The sequence below is a fragment of the Ruegeria sp. AWH4_226 genome (assembly GCF_056159225.1).
The window spans coordinates 1,802,687-1,817,702 of record NZ_JBSWUU010000001.1 but is presented as its reverse complement, the minus strand read 5'-3'; the positions used below and the strand labels follow the sequence as shown (position 1 = coordinate 1,817,702).

The following is a 15,016-nucleotide window of genomic DNA, read 5'->3' as shown; positions in this document are numbered from 1 at the left end:
TTCACGATCCGGCATTGCGGAACCAGCGGATGATCGCTGCGCGATCTTCAGGTTCCATATAGGTCACGTTGGCGGGCGGCATGGCATGGCTGACGCCTGCCTGAAGGTATATCTGCCTGGCATTACGGGCGATATCCCCTTCGGTTTCCAACAAGACGCCTTTCGGAGCCCAGAGGATGCCGTCCCAAACCGGTTCGCGCGCGTGGCACATCGAACAGCGACCAAGCACGATGTCATGCGCCTCTGCAAACCCGTCCGCGGCAGCGAATTTCTGTTCGTATTGCGTAAGCGGCTGCATCTCGGCCTCTTCCAGCGGCTTATACATCGGTGCGGTGGACAGCCACATGATCGCGATGAACAGCAGGGCGGTCACGGCCCAGGTCCAGGTCGGATCGCCTGCACGGGCGTGTCGGGTGTTAAAGTAATGCCGGATGGTGACGCCCATCAGGAACACCAGCGCGGCAATGATCCAGTTGTATTCGGTCGCAAAGGCCAGCGGATAGTGGTTCGACAGCATCAGGAACACAACCGGCAGCGTCAGATAGTTGTTGTGGGTCGACCGCAGCTTAGCAATCTTGCCATACTTCGGATCCGGCGTGCGCCCGTTCTTGAGGTCGTCCACCACGATCCGCTGGTTCGGCATGATGATGAAGAACACGTTTGCCGTCATGATCGTGGCGGTGAAAGCACCCAGATGCAGCATCATTGCCCGGCCAGTGAAGATCTGATTGTACCCCCAGCCCATCGCGACGAGCAGTATGAACAGCAGAATCATCAGCAGGGTAGGGCGTTCGCCCAGTCCTGACTTGCAAAGGAAGTCATAGATCAGCCAGCCCACTGTCAGCGAGGCAGCCGAGATCAGAATGCCCTGCCACAACGCCAGATCAGCTTTTTCGGCATCAATCAGATACAGTTCGCCTCCTACCCAATAGACAATCATCAGCAGGGCCGCACCGCTAAGCCAGGTCGCATAGCTTTCCCATTTGAACCAGGTCAGGTGGTCTGGCATGCGATCCGGAGCGACCAGGTACTTCTGGATGTGATAGAAACCACCGCCATGGACCTGCCACTCTTCGCCATCTGCAGGACCGGGTATGTTGCGATTCAGGCCAAGGTCCAGCGCGATGAAGTAGAAAGATGATCCGATCCAGGCAATCGCGGTGATCACGTGCAACCAACGCACTGCAAACGCCATCCAATCCCAGAATACGGCGAATTCGAACATGAGAGGTCTCTCCGATAAGGTGCCGCAACACTAGGCAAACCCGATTTTCTTCGGTATTCCCGTATATTGTCAAACTGTATCAAAAAAAACGATAAGATGTCCTATCTGGATAATATCCGTACCTTTGTTCGCGTCTACGATCTGGGCAGCATGTCCGCCGCGGGCCGCGATCTGCGCATATCGCCGGCGGTGACATCTGCACGTATTTCTCAGCTTGAAGATCACCTTGGCGTGCGTCTTTTCCAGCGTACGACGCGCAATCTCAGCCCGACCGAGCAAGGCAGGGCGTTCTACCCCGGGGCCGTTTCGGTTCTGGATGCGGTGGATGAGGCCGAAGCGCAGGTGATCCACCTGACCGAAGCGCCCCGCGGGTCTTTGTTTGTCGCTGCGCCCTTGGGTGTCGGTCGTCGATTATTGGCGCCGCATGTGCCTGAGTTTTTGGATAAGTATCCCGAAATCGACGTGCGCCTGCGCCTGACGGACAGGTCGGTGGACCTGACGACCGAGGGGTTGGATTTGGCGTTTTTCATTGGCCAGCCTGAAGACAGCACTTTGCGTATCCGCAAAATCGCTGATTGCCAGAGGGTGCTTTGCGCCGCCCCGGAATACGTGCAGCGAAAGGGCATGCCGCAGACCGGTGCTGATTTGATTTCGGGCAAGTATGAATGCCTGAACCTTCGTTTTCCGGGCGCGACGGAGTTTCAGTGGCAATTGGAAACACCCGAGGGGCCCAAGCGGTTTGCCGTTTCAGGCAGGTTCGAATGCGATGACGGTGACGTGCTGACCGATTGGGCCTTATCCGGGCAGGGCATTGCGATGAAGCCTGTCTTCGAAGTGGCTGAGCACCTGCAAGCGGGGCGTTTGGTGCCGGTTGCTGCGATGACGCCGCCGGTTCCTGTGCAGATGGCCTGTCTTTACACGCATCGCCGGCACCAAGACCCCAAGGCGCGTTTGTTCATGGATTTCATGATCGGTCATATCGCAAAGGTCGTGCGCAATGCGGAGTCGCCGGGCTAACCCGTCCTCCCGCCTCTGTTTGCGCCCTGCGGGCACTGCACAGCGTTGGGTCCGGCGCCGCGGCTTGGCCGCGGCGCGGCTGCATGAGTTTTAGCGGTACATGAGTTTCGTCTTGCGACCGCGCCGCGCCTGAAAGGTGCGGCGCTTGGCCCAACGGAAGGTGCCCCAAATGGGGCAGCCGACGGGCGGGAGGGTTTCGGGTTCTCCTAGCTGCCCCGGTACGTTGAATAGCCGTAGGGCGACAGCAACAAGGGAACGTGGTAATGCGCCTCTGGATCTGACATGCCGAACCGGATTGGTATCTGATCCAGAAACAGGGGATCCTCGGCACCCTGACCTGTGCCGCGCAAATACTCTCCGGCAGAGAAGATCAATTCGTAGGTGCCAACCTTGAAGTTTGCTTGTGGCAGGATGGGGCTGTTGGTGCGCCCGTCTGAATTGGTTTCGGTCTCAGCAAGCTTACGGCGGGTGTCTCCGGTGATCTCGTACAGCGTTATCTTCAGCCCTTCGGCAGGGCAGCCACGGGCCGTGTCCAGAACATGAGTTGTCAGATAGCCAGCCAAGGGAAGCTCCTTCGATTTATCTTTTGCTTTGTCGCAGTCTGACGCAAAGTTCAAAATAGTGGAAATGCCGAAAGAACCGGAAGCAGCGTTCGGATTAGTTTGATAATCACGGGCGCATTTATGCGGTAAGGCTGTCGAAACGCTTAAGAACGGAAGTTGTCATGAAGCCGCCCAGATACCCTCGCGACATGATCGGATACGGTGAGAACCCAACCAACGCCAAATGGCCCGGTGGTGCAAAACTGGCCGTGCAGATCGTGCTGAACTACGAAGAAGGTGGTGAAAACAACGTGTTGCATGGTGATGCGGCATCCGAGGCGTTCCTGTCCGAGATCGTCGGCGCTGCGCAATGGCCCGGTCAGCGTCACTGGAATATGGAATCGATCTATGAATACGGGTCGCGCGCAGGGTTCTGGCGCCTGCATCGGTTGATGCATGATCTTCCGATCACAATATACGGCGTAGCGACTGCTTTGGCCCGATCGCCCGATCAGGTTGCGGCAATGAAGGATGCGGGTTGGGAGATCGCCAGCCACGGCCTCAAATGGGTCGAGTACAAGGATATGCCGGAAGAGCAGGAACATGCAGACATTGCCGAAGCCATTCGACTGCATACCGAGGTTGTTGGAGAGCGTCCACGCGGTTGGTATACTGGGCGCTGTTCAGAGAATACCGTTCGATTGGCAGCCGAGGAAGGCGGATTTGCCTATGTGGCGGATAGTTATGCCGATGATCTGCCCTATTGGACGCAAGTCGAAGGGCGCGACCAGTTGATTGTTCCCTACACTCTGGACTGCAACGATATGCGGTTTGCCACGCCGCAAGGGTTCAACTCGGGTGATCAGTTCTATGCGTATCTTAAGGACAGTTTCGACGCGCTCTATGCCGAAGGCTTGGCGGGTGCGCCGAAGATGTTGTCTATCGGCCTGCATTGCCGATTGATCGGACGCCCGGGCCGCGTGATGGCGTTGAGGCGATTTTTGGACTACGCGCGCGGATTCTCGGATGTTTGGTTCGCGACGCGCCTGCAGATCGCCGAGCATTGGGCGGCACAGCACCCGCCAGCCCAGCACCCAAAACCTTCATTGATGACGCGCGACGTCTTTGTAGGCACCTACGGCGGGGTCTTTGAGCACTCCGCCTGGATTGCTGAGCGCGCCTATGATCTTGAGCTTGGTCCGGCCCATGACACAGCCGGGGGGTTACATAACGCGCTGACGCGTATGATCCGCTCGGCCTCGCAAGAAGAGCGGTTGGGCGTCCTGAAAGCTCATCCGGACCTGGCGGGCAAGCTGGCGCAGGCAAAGCGTTTGACGCAGGAAAGCACGTCTGAGCAAGCCTCAGCCGGGTTGGATGCGCTGACGGATCAGGAGCGAGAGACCTTTACCGACCTGAACCAGCGATACACAGAGAAGTTCGGATTTCCGTTTATCATTGCTGTACGGGATCACGACAAGGCGTCAATCCTGCAAGCGTTTCAACGACGCATTTCGCAGGATCGCGATACAGAATTCGCAGAGGCCTGCCGCCAGGTAGAGCGCATCGCGGAGTTTCGTCTGCGCGATCTTTTGCCATCATGACCCGGATTGTTGCCGCGCCGCTGACCGCAGCGGCTTTTGAGCCCTTTGGTGATGTTCTTGAGGTTGCAGGAGAGCCGGACAAGATCATAAATCAAGGACAGTGTGGCCGGTATCACGACCTTGCCGGGTTGGATTTTTCCGATGGCCGGGCAGGTATCAGCCTGTTCCGCGCAAATCCTAGGCACCTGCCGTACCGGCTGGACATGGTCGAACGGCATCCTGCGGGCAGTCAGGCCTTTATTCCCATGACGCATCAACCCTTTCTGGTTGTTGTCGCGCCGGATGTTGATGGACGGCCGGGGCGGCCTTTGGCCTTCGTCACGGCACCTGGGCAGGGCGTGAATTACCGGCGCGGCACGTGGCATGGGGTTCTGACACCCTTGCATGACCCTGGCCTATTCGCCGTTGTGGATCGGATCGGCGATGGAGCCAATCTGGAGGAGGTTTGGTTCGACGAGCCATATGAGGTGGTCGCAAGCTAAACCGGGTTCTCCCGCCCGGTCCGGTCGCATCAAAGATGCTTGGGACCGGTTGGGCCCGGCAGCGCGCGGGCAAGCCCGCCCGCTGCGCCCCTGTGCGGGATCAGGGTTGCGCCATAAGGCGGGCGACATCAATCATGCGCGCCGAGAAGCCCCATTCATTATCGTACCAACCAAAGACGCGGATTTGATTTTCGCCAACCATACGTGTCTCGGGACCGGCGATCACAAGAGACTCAGGTCTTGCGCGCAGGTCCGACGACACCAGCGGGTGATCAGTCCAGCCGAGAACCCGGGATTGCGCAACCGCGTTGCGCAATGCGGCTTCAAAGTCGGGGGCGGACATCCCGCGTTCCAGCGTTGCGACCAGGTCCACGGCTGAAACGCTGGCGGTCGGGACGCGTACGGCGGCGCCTGAAATGCGGCCCGCAAGATGCGGCATAACCTCATCAATCAGGTGCGTGGCGCTGGTGGTGGTAGGCACCATCGACAGGGCTCCGGCACGTGACCGCGCAAGATCGCCGCGCGGGGCGTCAATCATGGGCTGACTGTTGGTGTAGCAGTGAATGGTTGTCATATGGGCCGAAGCAATGCCACCTATTCCGTCGATTACCTTGACCATTGGTGCCAGCCCATTGGTGGTGCAGGACGCATTTGATACGATCCGTGCATTGCCCAATGTGTCTTCATTCGCCCCCAGAACGATGGTCACTTCGGTCGCGGGCGAGGGGCCGGAAATCAGCACTTTTCCCGCCCCTGCGGTCAGGCCTTGACTTGCAACGTCCGAGGTGCGCGCCACACCTGTGCAATCCATCAGAACGTCGACCCCGGTCAGATCAACGCAGGACAGGTCCGGGTTGTGCGTCATTGGTATGGCGTGTCCGTCAACCACCAACATGCTATCTGCAGCCTCGACCGTGCCAGGGTAGGGGCCGAATGTGCTGTCGTATTTGAACAGATAAGCGCAGGTTTCGAGCGGCGCGATATCATTGATCAACGCCAGCTCAATATCTTTGCCCAACGGCAACGCAAGCAGTTGCCGCAGAATCGTGCGACCTATGCGGCCGAATCCATTGATTGCGAGTTTCATGCGCAAGCTATGGCAGTGGGGTGCGCCGACCTCAATGCCCGCCCGGCGAAAGAATCAGTTGCAGCTAACCTGCGAGAAAAACTGACCCGAGATATTTTGATACATGCTGGCCACGATCGGCTTGCAACCGGTGGCCGCCTGAATGGCGGCAATAGCCTGAATGGTCCGCAGACGGGGCGGCGGGCCAAACGGGTTCAGGTTGTTGTTGTCGCGGGTGGCGCGAAACACGACCGGAGTATCCGCGACCTGCGTGATAGCCCAGGTGCGGCTCATGACGGAAACCGATTTGGTCTCTTTCGCGGCAACAGGGGTTGCCTCAAGGGCCGTCAGGCCAACTATAGCTGCCAGTGCCAGCAGGGATCCACGCAGTACCATTGAACAATCTCCAGTGCTAAAAACAGGTGTTATTTCACCAGATTAAAGCGCCCCTGTGAACCCCCGCGCCGTAAAAAGCGGGGTTAGCCGTGGCGTTTTGCCAATGACAGCGGCATGTGACGGTTCACATCCTTGTACAAAAGATAGCGGAATCGTCCCGGCCCACCGGCGTAGCATGCCTGTGGACAGAAGGCGCGCAACCACATGTAATCACCGGCCTCGACCTCGACCCAGTCCTGATTGAGCCGGTAAACCGCCTTACCTTCCAACACGTAAAGCCCGTGTTCCATCACATGCGTTTCGCAAAAGGGGATGACGCCGCCTGGCTCAAAATTGACGATGTTTACATGCATGTCGTGGCGCAGATCCTGGGGGTCGGCGAACCGGGTGGTCGACCATCGCCCCTGGGTGCCAGGCATTTCAACCGGAGCCACGTCGCGTTCATTGGTGATGATCGGATCTGGTGTCGGCAGGCCGGGCACGGCCTCATAAGCTTTGCGAATCCAGTGGAAGCGCGCGATTTCTTCGGTCCGGTTGTGCAAGGTCCAATCGCTGCCGGGGGGGATATAAGCGTATCCACCAGTATCCAGAACATGTTCGGAGCCGTTCAGATCCAGCGTTACGGCACCTTCGACGACAAACAGTACGCCCTGAGCCGATGGGTCGGTCTCGGGTCGGTCACTGCCGCCGCCGGGCTGAACCTCCATGATGTATTGCGAAAAGGTTTCGGCAAATCCGCTCAGCGGCCGGGACAGGACCCAAAGGCGGGTTTTTTCCCAAAACGGAAGGGCGCTGGTGACGATATCGCGCATAGTGCCCTTGGGGATCACCGCATAGGCCTCGGTAAACATGGCGCGGTCAGTCAAAAGCTGGTCCTGCCCAGGGTGGCCGCCCGTGGGCGCGAAATAGGTCGGGTTTGCCATCGGTGTCCTCTGATTCTTGGTGTGGGGACTATGGGCCGGTTGCAGGTCCGGACCAACCGGCAGAGTCCCACTAGGTTTGTTCGGCATAATTTGAAGGTCACTCCGGGGCTTGGCCCGCACCATTTGCCGGTATAGTCTTGAGCGCGAGATTATTTCAGTCAGGCGAGGCGAGTATGACAGCCCGGATTCTTTCTACCTTGGTTGCGATATGTGTGCTGGCAACGGCCTCAGCCGGTCAGGCCAAACCGCTGTCGCGCATAATTGCAGAAATGGGGCTGACGCCTGCGGATTTTAACGTTCTGAATGCCGCGTCGAATGCGATGCTGTCGGGGTCGGTGCCCCAGGTGGGTGAAGAACGCGTTTGGACCAATGATGAAACCGGTTCGAAAGGCACGATCCGCGTGCGCGATGTGCGGGACAATTGCGTGCATCTACAGCACATCATTCAGCCTGAAGGCGCTGATCAACCGCGTGAGGTCCGGACCCGCCGGTGCCGCGATGCCAGCGGCAACTGGATTCTGACCCCTTGACCCGAACCTAGTAGCCGCGCGATTTATCGACCTCGTGCAGTAAGGGCTCGCCTGAGGTCAACCGACGGAAATTTTCACCGACATCCGCCAGGGCTTCACCAAGATGCCAGCCCGAGACATGCGGTGTGATCGTAACGCTGGGATGTCTCCACAGCGGGCTTTGGGACGGCAGCGGTTCTGTCGAGGTGACATCCAGCACCGCGTGGCCCGGCGTGCCACGATCCAGTGCCGTGATCAGGGCGGTTTCGTCAATCAGGTCTCCGCGCCCCGCGTTCAGCAACTGGCTGCCCGGTTTCATTGCGGCCAGCATTTCCGCATCGAACAGCCCGACAGTTTGCGGGGTCGAAGGCAGAATGGCGCAAACATGATCGCATCGGCCCAAGAGATCAGGCAGAGCGGCCTCACCGTGCAGGCAGGTCACGCCTTCGATCTGTTTGGCAGAGCGGCTCCAACCCATCACCTGAAAACCAACGGCGTTCAGCATTCTGGCACTGCGTGCCCCGATATGGCCCAAGCCCAGCACGCCAACCACGGTATCCGGTGAGTATATCGGTGCCTTGGGCACCCATTCGGCACGGCGCTGGGCCGCCTCGTGAAAGGTCATGTGGCGCTGGTGGCGCAGCACATAAGCGACGAACCATTCGGCGATTCCCTGTGCAGGAGCATCAGGTTTAAGCCGCGCAATGCGCACATGGGCGGGTAGATTCGGGTTGCTGATGATCGTTTCGACCCCCGCGCCCAGCTTTTGAACCAGTTGCAGATTGGGCAGGCGCTGCGGATGGGTGTCCTTCAAGCCGACGACTGCAAGCATCGTGATATCGGCAGGATCACCAAGAGTGTCCGGCGTCCGCACATCCGCGTCGGGATACAGGTGACGAATGTTACGGGCAATGTCGCCGTCATTGATCCAATCTGTCAGCCCGGTTTCGATCAACAATGCCATGTCGCGCCTCCTCGGCTGCAAATTGAGTGAAATAACGCCCCGTCACCGAACTGGACATTGCTGGCGCAGCTAAGCCATTCTTTGATCGAACGTAAAGCCCGGTTGCCGGGTGGAAGGATCAAACAACACAATTGAGGCACCCCATGAACGGGACACAAGACCTGAGCCAGCAGGCCTATTTTCATCTGCGCGACGATGGCGTTTTTGTAGGCAACGATCCTGCGCGGGGGCCGTGGTCAGCGGATCACTGCCACGCAGGGCCGGTCAGCGGGCTGATCGTACGTGCAGCCGAGGCCGAGGTGGGACCGGAAAAGATGTTGACCCGCCTGTCGGTTGATCTGCTACGGCCGCAACCCTTGACCGGGTTGCGGGTTGCGGCGGAAACAACGCGCCACACCAAGACGCTGGCCACCACGCGGGTTACGGTTCACGACCTGAATGACTCGCTTTGCGCCACGGCGACGACAATGCATCTTGCGCGCCGGAATCTTGGATCTGTACCGAATGTAGAAATGCCGTCACCTCGGCTAGAAGATGCGGTCGCAGGCCCGTTTCCAATCGGCGAAGTGCGTCACGGACTGCCGGGTTTTGCCAACCATTCCAATGTTCTGTACCCCAAGGGCGGCAATCAGGGGGCAGGGCCAAAAACGGTCTGGATGCAGACCCCGGCCTTGCTGGAGGGTGAAGTGCCGTCACCGATTCAGGCGCTCTGCCCGCTGGCCGATTGCGGGAATGGTATATCGTGGAACGCACCAACCTCTGAGATGGGGTTCATGAATACGGACCTGACTGTGCAAATCCACCGCGAGCCTGCCTCGGATTGGTTGGCCTCTGAGTCGGTGTGTCATTGGCAGCCGTCCGGTATCGGAATGTCTCAGTCGGTTCTGTATGATACCAAAGGTCCGGTGGGTACGGCCTTGCAAACCATCATTCTGTTTCCACCCACCTGATCCGGTGGCCGGTTTCTGCGTGCGCAGTGTGAAACACATTGCCGCGCGCGGACCAAAACCCTATCGTGCGGCTATGCGCTGGATTGCACCTTTTTTGTTTTGCTGCCTGCCGATCCCGGCCATGGCCCATCCGCATGTTTATATCGACACCGGGTTGGAGTTCATCGTCGATGCGTCTGGCCACCTCACACATGTGCGCGTGACTTGGGCTTATGACGAGTTCTATTCGCTCTTGGTGCTCGAAGAGTTGAATCTGGATCAGGATGCTGATGGCGTTCTAACGGAAACGGAAGAACAGATCCTGTCAGGTTTCGACGCGCAGTGGGTCGAAGGATATAACGGTGATCTGGTTGTATTTGCAGACGGCGTGCCTGTGGCTTTGTCGGGCCCGATGGAGGCGGACGCCACGGCTGAAGAGGGGCGCATCGTGACGTCTCATATTCGGGTGGTGGATGGCGGTGGGGTTTCGGCAGCTGCGCTGACGGCCAAAGCCTATGATGAGACATTCTACACCGCCTACGAGGTGACGCGCCCGGTAGAGGTGTCCGGGCCAGCATCGTGCAAGATCGACCGGATCGATCCTGATATCGACGCGGAGTTGGCGCAAATGCGGGCCTTTCTGCTGACGCTGGATGCCAATTACGACCTTGAGGAAAATGACATTCCTTTGGTCGGTGAAAGTTTTGCAACCGAGATTTTTGTTACATGTCCAAGTACCTGATTGTTCCGGTTGCTATTGCCATTGCCGTATTGCTGTGGTTCTGGGGAAGCGGCGGTTTTGACAGCCTTGCGGCCTGGGCCGCAGGTGAGCAACGCGAATTCCAGAACCAGATCGCACGCGCCCTACGCGCAACGCGCGCCGAACAGCCTGCGGCCATCGCGACCTTACTGACAGTTTGCTTTGCCTATGGCTTTTTCCACGCGATCGGTCCCGGCCATGGCAAAGTGCTGATCGGGGGGTACGGGCTCGGTCGCAACGTCGCTTTTCTGCGCCTGTCCGCCATTAGTGTCCTGTCCAGCCTCGGGCAAGCGGTCACTGCCATCGTGGTGGTCTACGCGGGTGTGTTGATCTTCCAGATGTCGCGTGAAAGCTTGGTGGGTGCGACCGAACAGGTCATGGCACCGATCAGTTACGGAGCGATTGCCGTCATTGGTCTGTGGCTCGTGCTGCGTTCCATTCGCAGCTTCGCGCGGCGTCATCGAAACAATGCTGAACAGAACTACCACGATCACCATGATCACGGTGCTTGCGCGAGCTGCGGGCACCGTCACGGCCCAACGGCCCAAGAGGTGGCGCAGGTCGGAAGCCTACGCGAGTCTGTCTTGCTGATCGCAGGCATCGCAGCCCGCCCATGTACCGGAGCTTTGTTTCTGCTGATCCTGACGTGGCAGATGGGTATTGCCCTGGTCGGCATCGCCGGGGCTTTTGCAATGGCGCTTGGGACAGCGACGGTGACGACCCTTGTCGGTTGGACCTCGTTTGGGTTGCGCGGGGGATTGATAGCTTCGGCTTCGGCGACCCGGTTTGCCTCGGTACTGGCGCCCACAATCGAATTGGTGGCAGGTCTGATTATCGCCGTGATCGCCAGTGGCCTGTTGATGCGCGCAATCTAGTCGAACACCGGGTCCGGATAACCGACCCGCGCCAGATACAGACCTTGTGGCGGGCATACCGGCCCGCACGCGGCGCGATCCATGGCCTCAAGCGCGCTGCGGACATCCTCAGGTGTCCATGCGCCTGCGCCGACCCTTTCCAACGTTCCAACAAAACTGCGCACCTGATTATGCAGGAATGACCGGGCGCGCACGTGGAAATGCACCTCGGGGCCGGAAAATCCCTCAACCCGTTCGACACGCAGTTCATCCAGCGTTTTGACGGGACTGGCAGCCTGACAGATGGATGAGCGGAAGGTGGTGAAATCATGCTGTCCGATCAAAACATCCGCACCGGCCTGCATGGCGGTGACGTCAAGATCATGGCTGATCTGCCAGACTTGCCCGGCGTCATGTGTCGCAGGTGCGCGCCGCATCAGGATGCGAAACAGATATTGTCTTTCCAAAGCCGAGAAACGAGCGTGCCAGTCATCACCGACCCTTGCGGCCTTGACGATGGCCACAGGCTGCGGCTTGAGGTGATAGTTCAGCGCCTCGGACAGGCGGAACGAGTCCCAATCCTTCACTAGATCGCAATGGGCCACCTGACCCAGCGCATGCACGCCCGCATCCGTGCGACCAGCAGCAGCAATGGTGTGGTCGCCGGGCTGGATACGCGACAGCGCGTCTTCGATCGCCCCCTGAACGGATGGCTGATCCTTTTGGCGTTGCCATCCGGCAAAAGGCCCACCGTGGTATTCAACTTTCAGCGCGTATCTAGGCATGGCCCGCTCGTACCCTGACGCGCCATAGGGGGCAAGGGCGGGAAAGCTCTGGCATGTGGCGTGTCCTCTACCTATCTTGGGCGAAACGAAAAAAGCGGGGCGGCGGTTTGGTCATCTCATCCCTGGCAGACAGTCTTGTGCGCGGAGTCGAAGCCGTTGGCGATCGCGTATCCGAGACATTGTTCGAGCCGGTAATCCGCCTGGGCGTCACCGGTCTGGCGCGCTCGGGCAAGACGGTTTTCATAACGTCCCTTGTCGCGAATCTGCTGAACAGGGGGCGGATGCCGGGTCTCGTTGCGCAGCAAGAGGGGCGGATAAACGCCGTCTATCTGCAACCACAGCCTGACGATACGGTTCCGCGCTTTGACTATGAAAACCACCTGGCCGCGCTGACCGGACCGCAGCCGCACTGGCCCGACAGCACGCGCGCTGTGTCCGAACTGCGCCTGTCCTTCAAGGCCCGGCCTTCAGGCTTGCTTGCGGGGTTGCAAGGGCCGCGGACCCTCCATCTGGACATCGTGGATTATCCCGGCGAATGGCTTCTTGATCTGGCTCTTCTGGATAAATCCTATGAGGCTTGGTCGTCCGAGACGCTGGACCGCATTTCCGGGCGGCGTGAAGCTGAACAGTTTCTGGCGCAGGCCAAGGCTTCCGACCCGGCGGCGGCCCATGACGAGCCAACGGCGCAGGCATTGTCCAAGGCGTTTGCTGAATACCTTGCCGGCGCGCGGGAGGCCGGGTTTTATGACTGTACGCCCGGGCGATTCCTTTTGCCCGGTGATCTTGCAGGGTCACCTGTGCTGACCTTTGCGCCACTGCCCGTCGATGGCCATGCGCCCCGGCGCAGCTTGCACCGGGAAATGGCGCGGCGGTACGAGGCGTATAAGTCTCAGGTTGTGAAACCCTTCTTCCGGGACCATTTCGCCCGAATTGACCGGCAGGTTGTTCTGGTCGATGCGCTGGGGGCAATCCATCATGGGCCGCAAGCGGTCGAGGATATGCGCCATGCGATGGCAGATATCCTGTCGGCGTTCCGCCCGGGGCGTAATGCATGGCTCAGCCAGTTGCTGTTGGGGAAACGGGTTGAGCGTATCCTGTTCGCCGCCACCAAGGCCGACCACTTGCATCACACGCAACACCCCCGCCTGACCCATATAATGGAGGCCCTGACCCGCGACGCGCGTGACCGCGCCAGCTTTGCCGGTGCGCAAACGGCGGCGTTGTCGCTGGCTGCCTTGCGCGCAACAACCGAGGAAACACGGACGCACAACGGGGTTGAGCTGCCCTGTGTGCGCGGGACCTTGCTGAACGGCAAACAAGCTGCTTTTTTTCCCGGCAACCTGCCCGAGGATCCGGCCCATCTGCTGGGTCCGGCCCGCAACGGGGCCGAAAGCTGGCTGAACGAGGATTTTGGTTTCATGTCTTTTGCGCCTGCTCATCTGACGCTGCGCCCCGGAGACGGCCCGCCGCATATCCGGCTGGATCGCGCGGCGCAATTCCTGATCGGAGACCGGCTGTGACCCTAACCCTCCGCCCAGCCCGCACCACGGATGCCGGTCGTATAGGAGACATTTTGCACGGCTTTGCCCGCGAACACGAATGGATGCCCGAGCTGTATTCCGGTGCCGAAGCCATCGCGTTTGGTGGCTGGATGATCGACCAACACTGGGTCACGGTTGCCGAAACCAATGCAGGTGTCGTAGGGTTCTTGGCACTGAACGGGACAGAGATCCACTCTTTATACCTAACACCGTCTGAATGCGGCCGGGGGATTGGTCGGTGCCTGTTGGATCAGGCAAAATCCAAACGGGAAGAATTGTCTTTGTTTGCTTTTCAAGCCAATCAGCGAGCCTGTCAATTCTATGAGCGTAACGGCTTTATCGAAGTCGACCGCAGTGATGGGGCAGACAATGACGAAAACCTGCCGGACATCAAATATGTCTGGCGCAGGGGTGAGGTGGCGGATGGCTAAAGGTCCGGTACTGATTGATCTGGAAGCAGAGGAACCTGCGGCAGACGTGTCGCTGGCCCCGCCCGTGCCCGATATTGCGCCACCACAGGGGCAGGCCATGCAGACAGCCGTTCGGCTGGCGGCGCGGAAGCCATCAAGGCTTTCGCGCTGGTTCTGGGGGCTGTCATTGGCTGTCATCGGCGCGGTGGTGTCCGTTGCGGCGTGGGATTTCGTCAATTCACTGTTGCTGCGGGCACCTCTATTGGGTTGGTTTGTCACCGTTTTGATCGGCGCGCTGGTAGTGGTTGCCCTGATCATCGCGGTGCGAGAGCTGGCGGCGATTGGTCGGCTGTCTCGCGTGGACGGGATGCGCCAGGCCGTGGATTCAGCCCTTGCAGAAGACGATCTGGCCCAGGCCCGAAAGGTCACAACCCGATTGATCGCGTTCTACAAAGGGCGCGAGGAAACCAGGTGGGGCCGCGACCGGCTGGCAGAACGGATGGGGGAACAGTTCGACGCCTCGACCTTGTTCAGTTTAGCCGAGGATGAGTTGCTGGCCCCCCTCGATGCCGCCGCCAGCCGCGAGGTTGAGGCTGCAGCCCGGCAGGTCGCGACAGTGACGGCGCTGGTGCCCTTGGCGCTTGCGGATGTAGCAACGGCGCTCGCAGCCTCGTTGCGTATGATCCGCCGGGTGGCCGAGATTTACGGTGGCCGCGCCGGGTTTCTGGGCAGTTGGCGGCTGACCCGTGCTGTTTTCGTGCATCTCGTCGCAACCGGAGCAGTGGCCGTCGGAGATGATCTGCTTGAGCCGGTCTTGGGCGGATCGGTTCTAAGTAAACTGTCCCGCAGATTTGGTGAGGGTCTGGTGAACGGCGCGTTGACCGCCCGGGTCGGCGTCGCCGCGATGGAGGTCTGTCGCCCGCTGCCCTTTTCCGACCGGCACAAACCTTCGACTCGCGGTATGATCAAACGTGCGCTCAGCGGGTTATTCTCGAAAAGTTGATACAGCGCA

At 59.5% G+C, this 15,016-nt stretch carries 17 protein-coding genes; 10 read left to right on the top strand and 7 right to left on the bottom strand.

The features are described from left to right. Window position 1 precedes the first annotated feature (1 nt). The gene (locus tag ACXAET_RS08840; RefSeq protein ID WP_475183821.1) at window positions 2-1,225 is read right to left on the bottom strand and encodes a urate hydroxylase PuuD; all 1,224 of its coding nucleotides are present in this window, start codon (window positions 1,223-1,225) and stop codon (window positions 2-4) included. 96 nt (window positions 1,226-1,321) lie between these two features. Here ACXAET_RS08840 and ACXAET_RS08835 point away from each other — a divergent pair, with 96 nt between their 5' ends. Next, window positions 1,322-2,242: a LysR family transcriptional regulator gene (locus ACXAET_RS08835; RefSeq protein ID WP_068337717.1), complete on the top strand. Its 921-nt coding sequence runs from the start codon at window positions 1,322-1,324 to the stop codon at window positions 2,240-2,242. Between the two features lie 206 nt (window positions 2,243-2,448). On the opposite strand, the gene uraH is transcribed toward ACXAET_RS08835, so the two are convergent. Next, window positions 2,449-2,805 carry a hydroxyisourate hydrolase gene (gene uraH / locus ACXAET_RS08830; RefSeq protein WP_475183819.1) on the bottom strand — a complete coding sequence of 119 codons (357 nt, stop codon included), beginning with the start codon at window positions 2,803-2,805 and terminating at the stop codon, window positions 2,449-2,451. 161 nt (window positions 2,806-2,966) lie between these two features. On the opposite strand from uraH, the gene puuE reads away from it, so the two are divergent. Beyond that, on the top strand, window positions 2,967-4,385 hold the full coding sequence (gene puuE / locus ACXAET_RS08825) for an allantoinase PuuE (RefSeq protein WP_475183817.1): 1,419 nt from the start codon (window positions 2,967-2,969) through the stop codon (window positions 4,383-4,385). Continuing rightward, on the top strand, window positions 4,382-4,867 hold the full coding sequence (locus ACXAET_RS08820) for an ureidoglycolate lyase (protein ID WP_475183816.1): 486 nt from the start codon (window positions 4,382-4,384) through the stop codon (window positions 4,865-4,867). The genes puuE and ACXAET_RS08820 overlap by 4 nt, the downstream gene beginning before the upstream one ends. 100 nt (window positions 4,868-4,967) lie before the next feature. Here ACXAET_RS08820 and ACXAET_RS08815 read toward each other — a convergent pair whose 3' ends face one another. The 3 genes from ACXAET_RS08815 to ACXAET_RS08805 form a co-directional block, all read right to left on the bottom strand. Further along, window positions 4,968-5,954 carry a type I glyceraldehyde-3-phosphate dehydrogenase gene (locus tag ACXAET_RS08815; protein ID WP_475183814.1) on the bottom strand — a complete coding sequence of 329 codons (987 nt, stop codon included), beginning with the start codon at window positions 5,952-5,954 and terminating at the stop codon, window positions 4,968-4,970. Window positions 5,955-6,008: 54 nt separating this feature from the next. After that, window positions 6,009-6,329 (bottom strand): hypothetical protein, encoded by a 321-nt coding sequence (locus ACXAET_RS08810; protein ID WP_068337709.1) that lies wholly within the window; start codon window positions 6,327-6,329, stop codon window positions 6,009-6,011. Window positions 6,330-6,412: 83 nt separating this feature from the next. Continuing rightward, entirely contained in the window at window positions 6,413-7,252 is an 840-nt protein-coding gene (locus ACXAET_RS08805; protein WP_475183812.1) for a bifunctional allantoicase/(S)-ureidoglycine aminohydrolase, read from the bottom strand. Between the two features lie 173 nt (window positions 7,253-7,425). On the opposite strand from ACXAET_RS08805, the gene ACXAET_RS08800 reads away from it, so the two are divergent. Further along, window positions 7,426-7,782, top strand: coding sequence for a hypothetical protein (locus tag ACXAET_RS08800; RefSeq protein WP_475183810.1), 357 nt, complete (start codon window positions 7,426-7,428; stop codon window positions 7,780-7,782). Window positions 7,783-7,789: 7 nt separating this feature from the next. Here ACXAET_RS08800 and ACXAET_RS08795 read toward each other — a convergent pair whose 3' ends face one another. Further along, a complete protein-coding gene (locus tag ACXAET_RS08795) occupies window positions 7,790-8,725 on the bottom strand; it encodes a 2-hydroxyacid dehydrogenase (protein WP_475183808.1) in 936 nt (311 codons plus the stop codon). A 143-nt stretch (window positions 8,726-8,868) separates the two neighbouring features. Between ACXAET_RS08795 and ACXAET_RS08790 the strand changes: the two genes are divergently transcribed. Genes ACXAET_RS08790 through ACXAET_RS08780 form a run of 3 tightly spaced genes read left to right on the top strand, consistent with a single transcriptional unit; the run spans window position 8,869 to window position 11,289 of the window. Next, window positions 8,869-9,675 (top strand): thioesterase family protein, encoded by an 807-nt coding sequence (locus ACXAET_RS08790; RefSeq protein WP_475183807.1) that lies wholly within the window; start codon window positions 8,869-8,871, stop codon window positions 9,673-9,675. A 28-nt stretch (window positions 9,676-9,703) separates the two neighbouring features. Further along, on the top strand, window positions 9,704-10,396 hold the full coding sequence (locus tag ACXAET_RS08785) for a DUF1007 family protein (protein WP_475183805.1): 693 nt from the start codon (window positions 9,704-9,706) through the stop codon (window positions 10,394-10,396). Continuing rightward, complete coding sequence (locus tag ACXAET_RS08780) at window positions 10,381-11,289, top strand: nickel/cobalt transporter (RefSeq protein WP_475183803.1); 909 nt, start codon at window positions 10,381-10,383, stop codon at window positions 11,287-11,289. Before ACXAET_RS08785 ends, ACXAET_RS08780 begins: the two co-directional genes overlap by 16 nt. On the opposite strand, the gene truA is transcribed toward ACXAET_RS08780, so the two are convergent. Further along, a complete protein-coding gene (truA, locus tag ACXAET_RS08775; RefSeq protein ID WP_475183802.1) occupies window positions 11,286-12,053 on the bottom strand; it encodes a tRNA pseudouridine(38-40) synthase TruA in 768 nt (255 codons plus the stop codon). The two genes, ACXAET_RS08780 and truA, sit on opposite strands and share 4 nt — an antisense overlap. Before the next feature lie 107 nt (window positions 12,054-12,160). On the opposite strand from truA, the gene ACXAET_RS08770 reads away from it, so the two are divergent. From ACXAET_RS08770 to ACXAET_RS08760, 3 genes are read left to right on the top strand one after another with little or no spacing between them, the layout of a single operon-like run. Next, window positions 12,161-13,573 carry a YcjX family GTP-binding protein gene (locus ACXAET_RS08770; RefSeq protein WP_475187182.1) on the top strand — a complete coding sequence of 471 codons (1,413 nt, stop codon included), beginning with the start codon at window positions 12,161-12,163 and terminating at the stop codon, window positions 13,571-13,573. Continuing rightward, window positions 13,570-14,025 carry an N-acetyltransferase family protein gene (locus tag ACXAET_RS08765; RefSeq protein ID WP_475183800.1) on the top strand — a complete coding sequence of 152 codons (456 nt, stop codon included), beginning with the start codon at window positions 13,570-13,572 and terminating at the stop codon, window positions 14,023-14,025. The genes ACXAET_RS08770 and ACXAET_RS08765 overlap by 4 nt, the downstream gene beginning before the upstream one ends. Further along, window positions 14,018-15,007 carry a YcjF family protein gene (locus tag ACXAET_RS08760; RefSeq protein WP_475183798.1) on the top strand — a complete coding sequence of 330 codons (990 nt, stop codon included), beginning with the start codon at window positions 14,018-14,020 and terminating at the stop codon, window positions 15,005-15,007. The genes ACXAET_RS08765 and ACXAET_RS08760 overlap by 8 nt, the downstream gene beginning before the upstream one ends. Window positions 15,008-15,016 lie beyond the last annotated feature (9 nt).

Coding starts and splice junctions, on each gene's coding strand:
- ACXAET_RS08840 (WP_475183821.1), bottom strand. CDS start 1,225: ATGTTCGAATTCGCCGTATTCTGGGATTGGATGGCGTTTGCAGTGCGT.
- ACXAET_RS08805 (WP_475183812.1), bottom strand. CDS start 7,252: ATGGCAAACCCGACCTATTTCGCGCCCACGGGCGGCCACCCTGGGCAG.
- ACXAET_RS08800 (WP_475183810.1), top strand. CDS start 7,426: ATGACAGCCCGGATTCTTTCTACCTTGGTTGCGATATGTGTGCTGGCA.
- ACXAET_RS08810 (WP_068337709.1), bottom strand. CDS start 6,329: ATGGTACTGCGTGGATCCCTGCTGGCACTGGCAGCTATAGTTGGCCTG.
- ACXAET_RS08780 (WP_475183803.1), top strand. CDS start 10,381: ATGTCCAAGTACCTGATTGTTCCGGTTGCTATTGCCATTGCCGTATTG.
- truA (WP_475183802.1), bottom strand. CDS start 12,053: ATGCCTAGATACGCGCTGAAAGTTGAATACCACGGTGGGCCTTTTGCC.
- ACXAET_RS08815 (WP_475183814.1), bottom strand. CDS start 5,954: ATGAAACTCGCAATCAATGGATTCGGCCGCATAGGTCGCACGATTCTG.
- puuE (WP_475183817.1), top strand. CDS start 2,967: ATGAAGCCGCCCAGATACCCTCGCGACATGATCGGATACGGTGAGAAC.
- ACXAET_RS08760 (WP_475183798.1), top strand. CDS start 14,018: ATGGCTAAAGGTCCGGTACTGATTGATCTGGAAGCAGAGGAACCTGCG.
- ACXAET_RS08790 (WP_475183807.1), top strand. CDS start 8,869: ATGAACGGGACACAAGACCTGAGCCAGCAGGCCTATTTTCATCTGCGC.
- ACXAET_RS08835 (WP_068337717.1), top strand. CDS start 1,322: ATGTCCTATCTGGATAATATCCGTACCTTTGTTCGCGTCTACGATCTG.
- ACXAET_RS08795 (WP_475183808.1), bottom strand. CDS start 8,725: ATGGCATTGTTGATCGAAACCGGGCTGACAGATTGGATCAATGACGGC.
- ACXAET_RS08820 (WP_475183816.1), top strand. CDS start 4,382: ATGACCCGGATTGTTGCCGCGCCGCTGACCGCAGCGGCTTTTGAGCCC.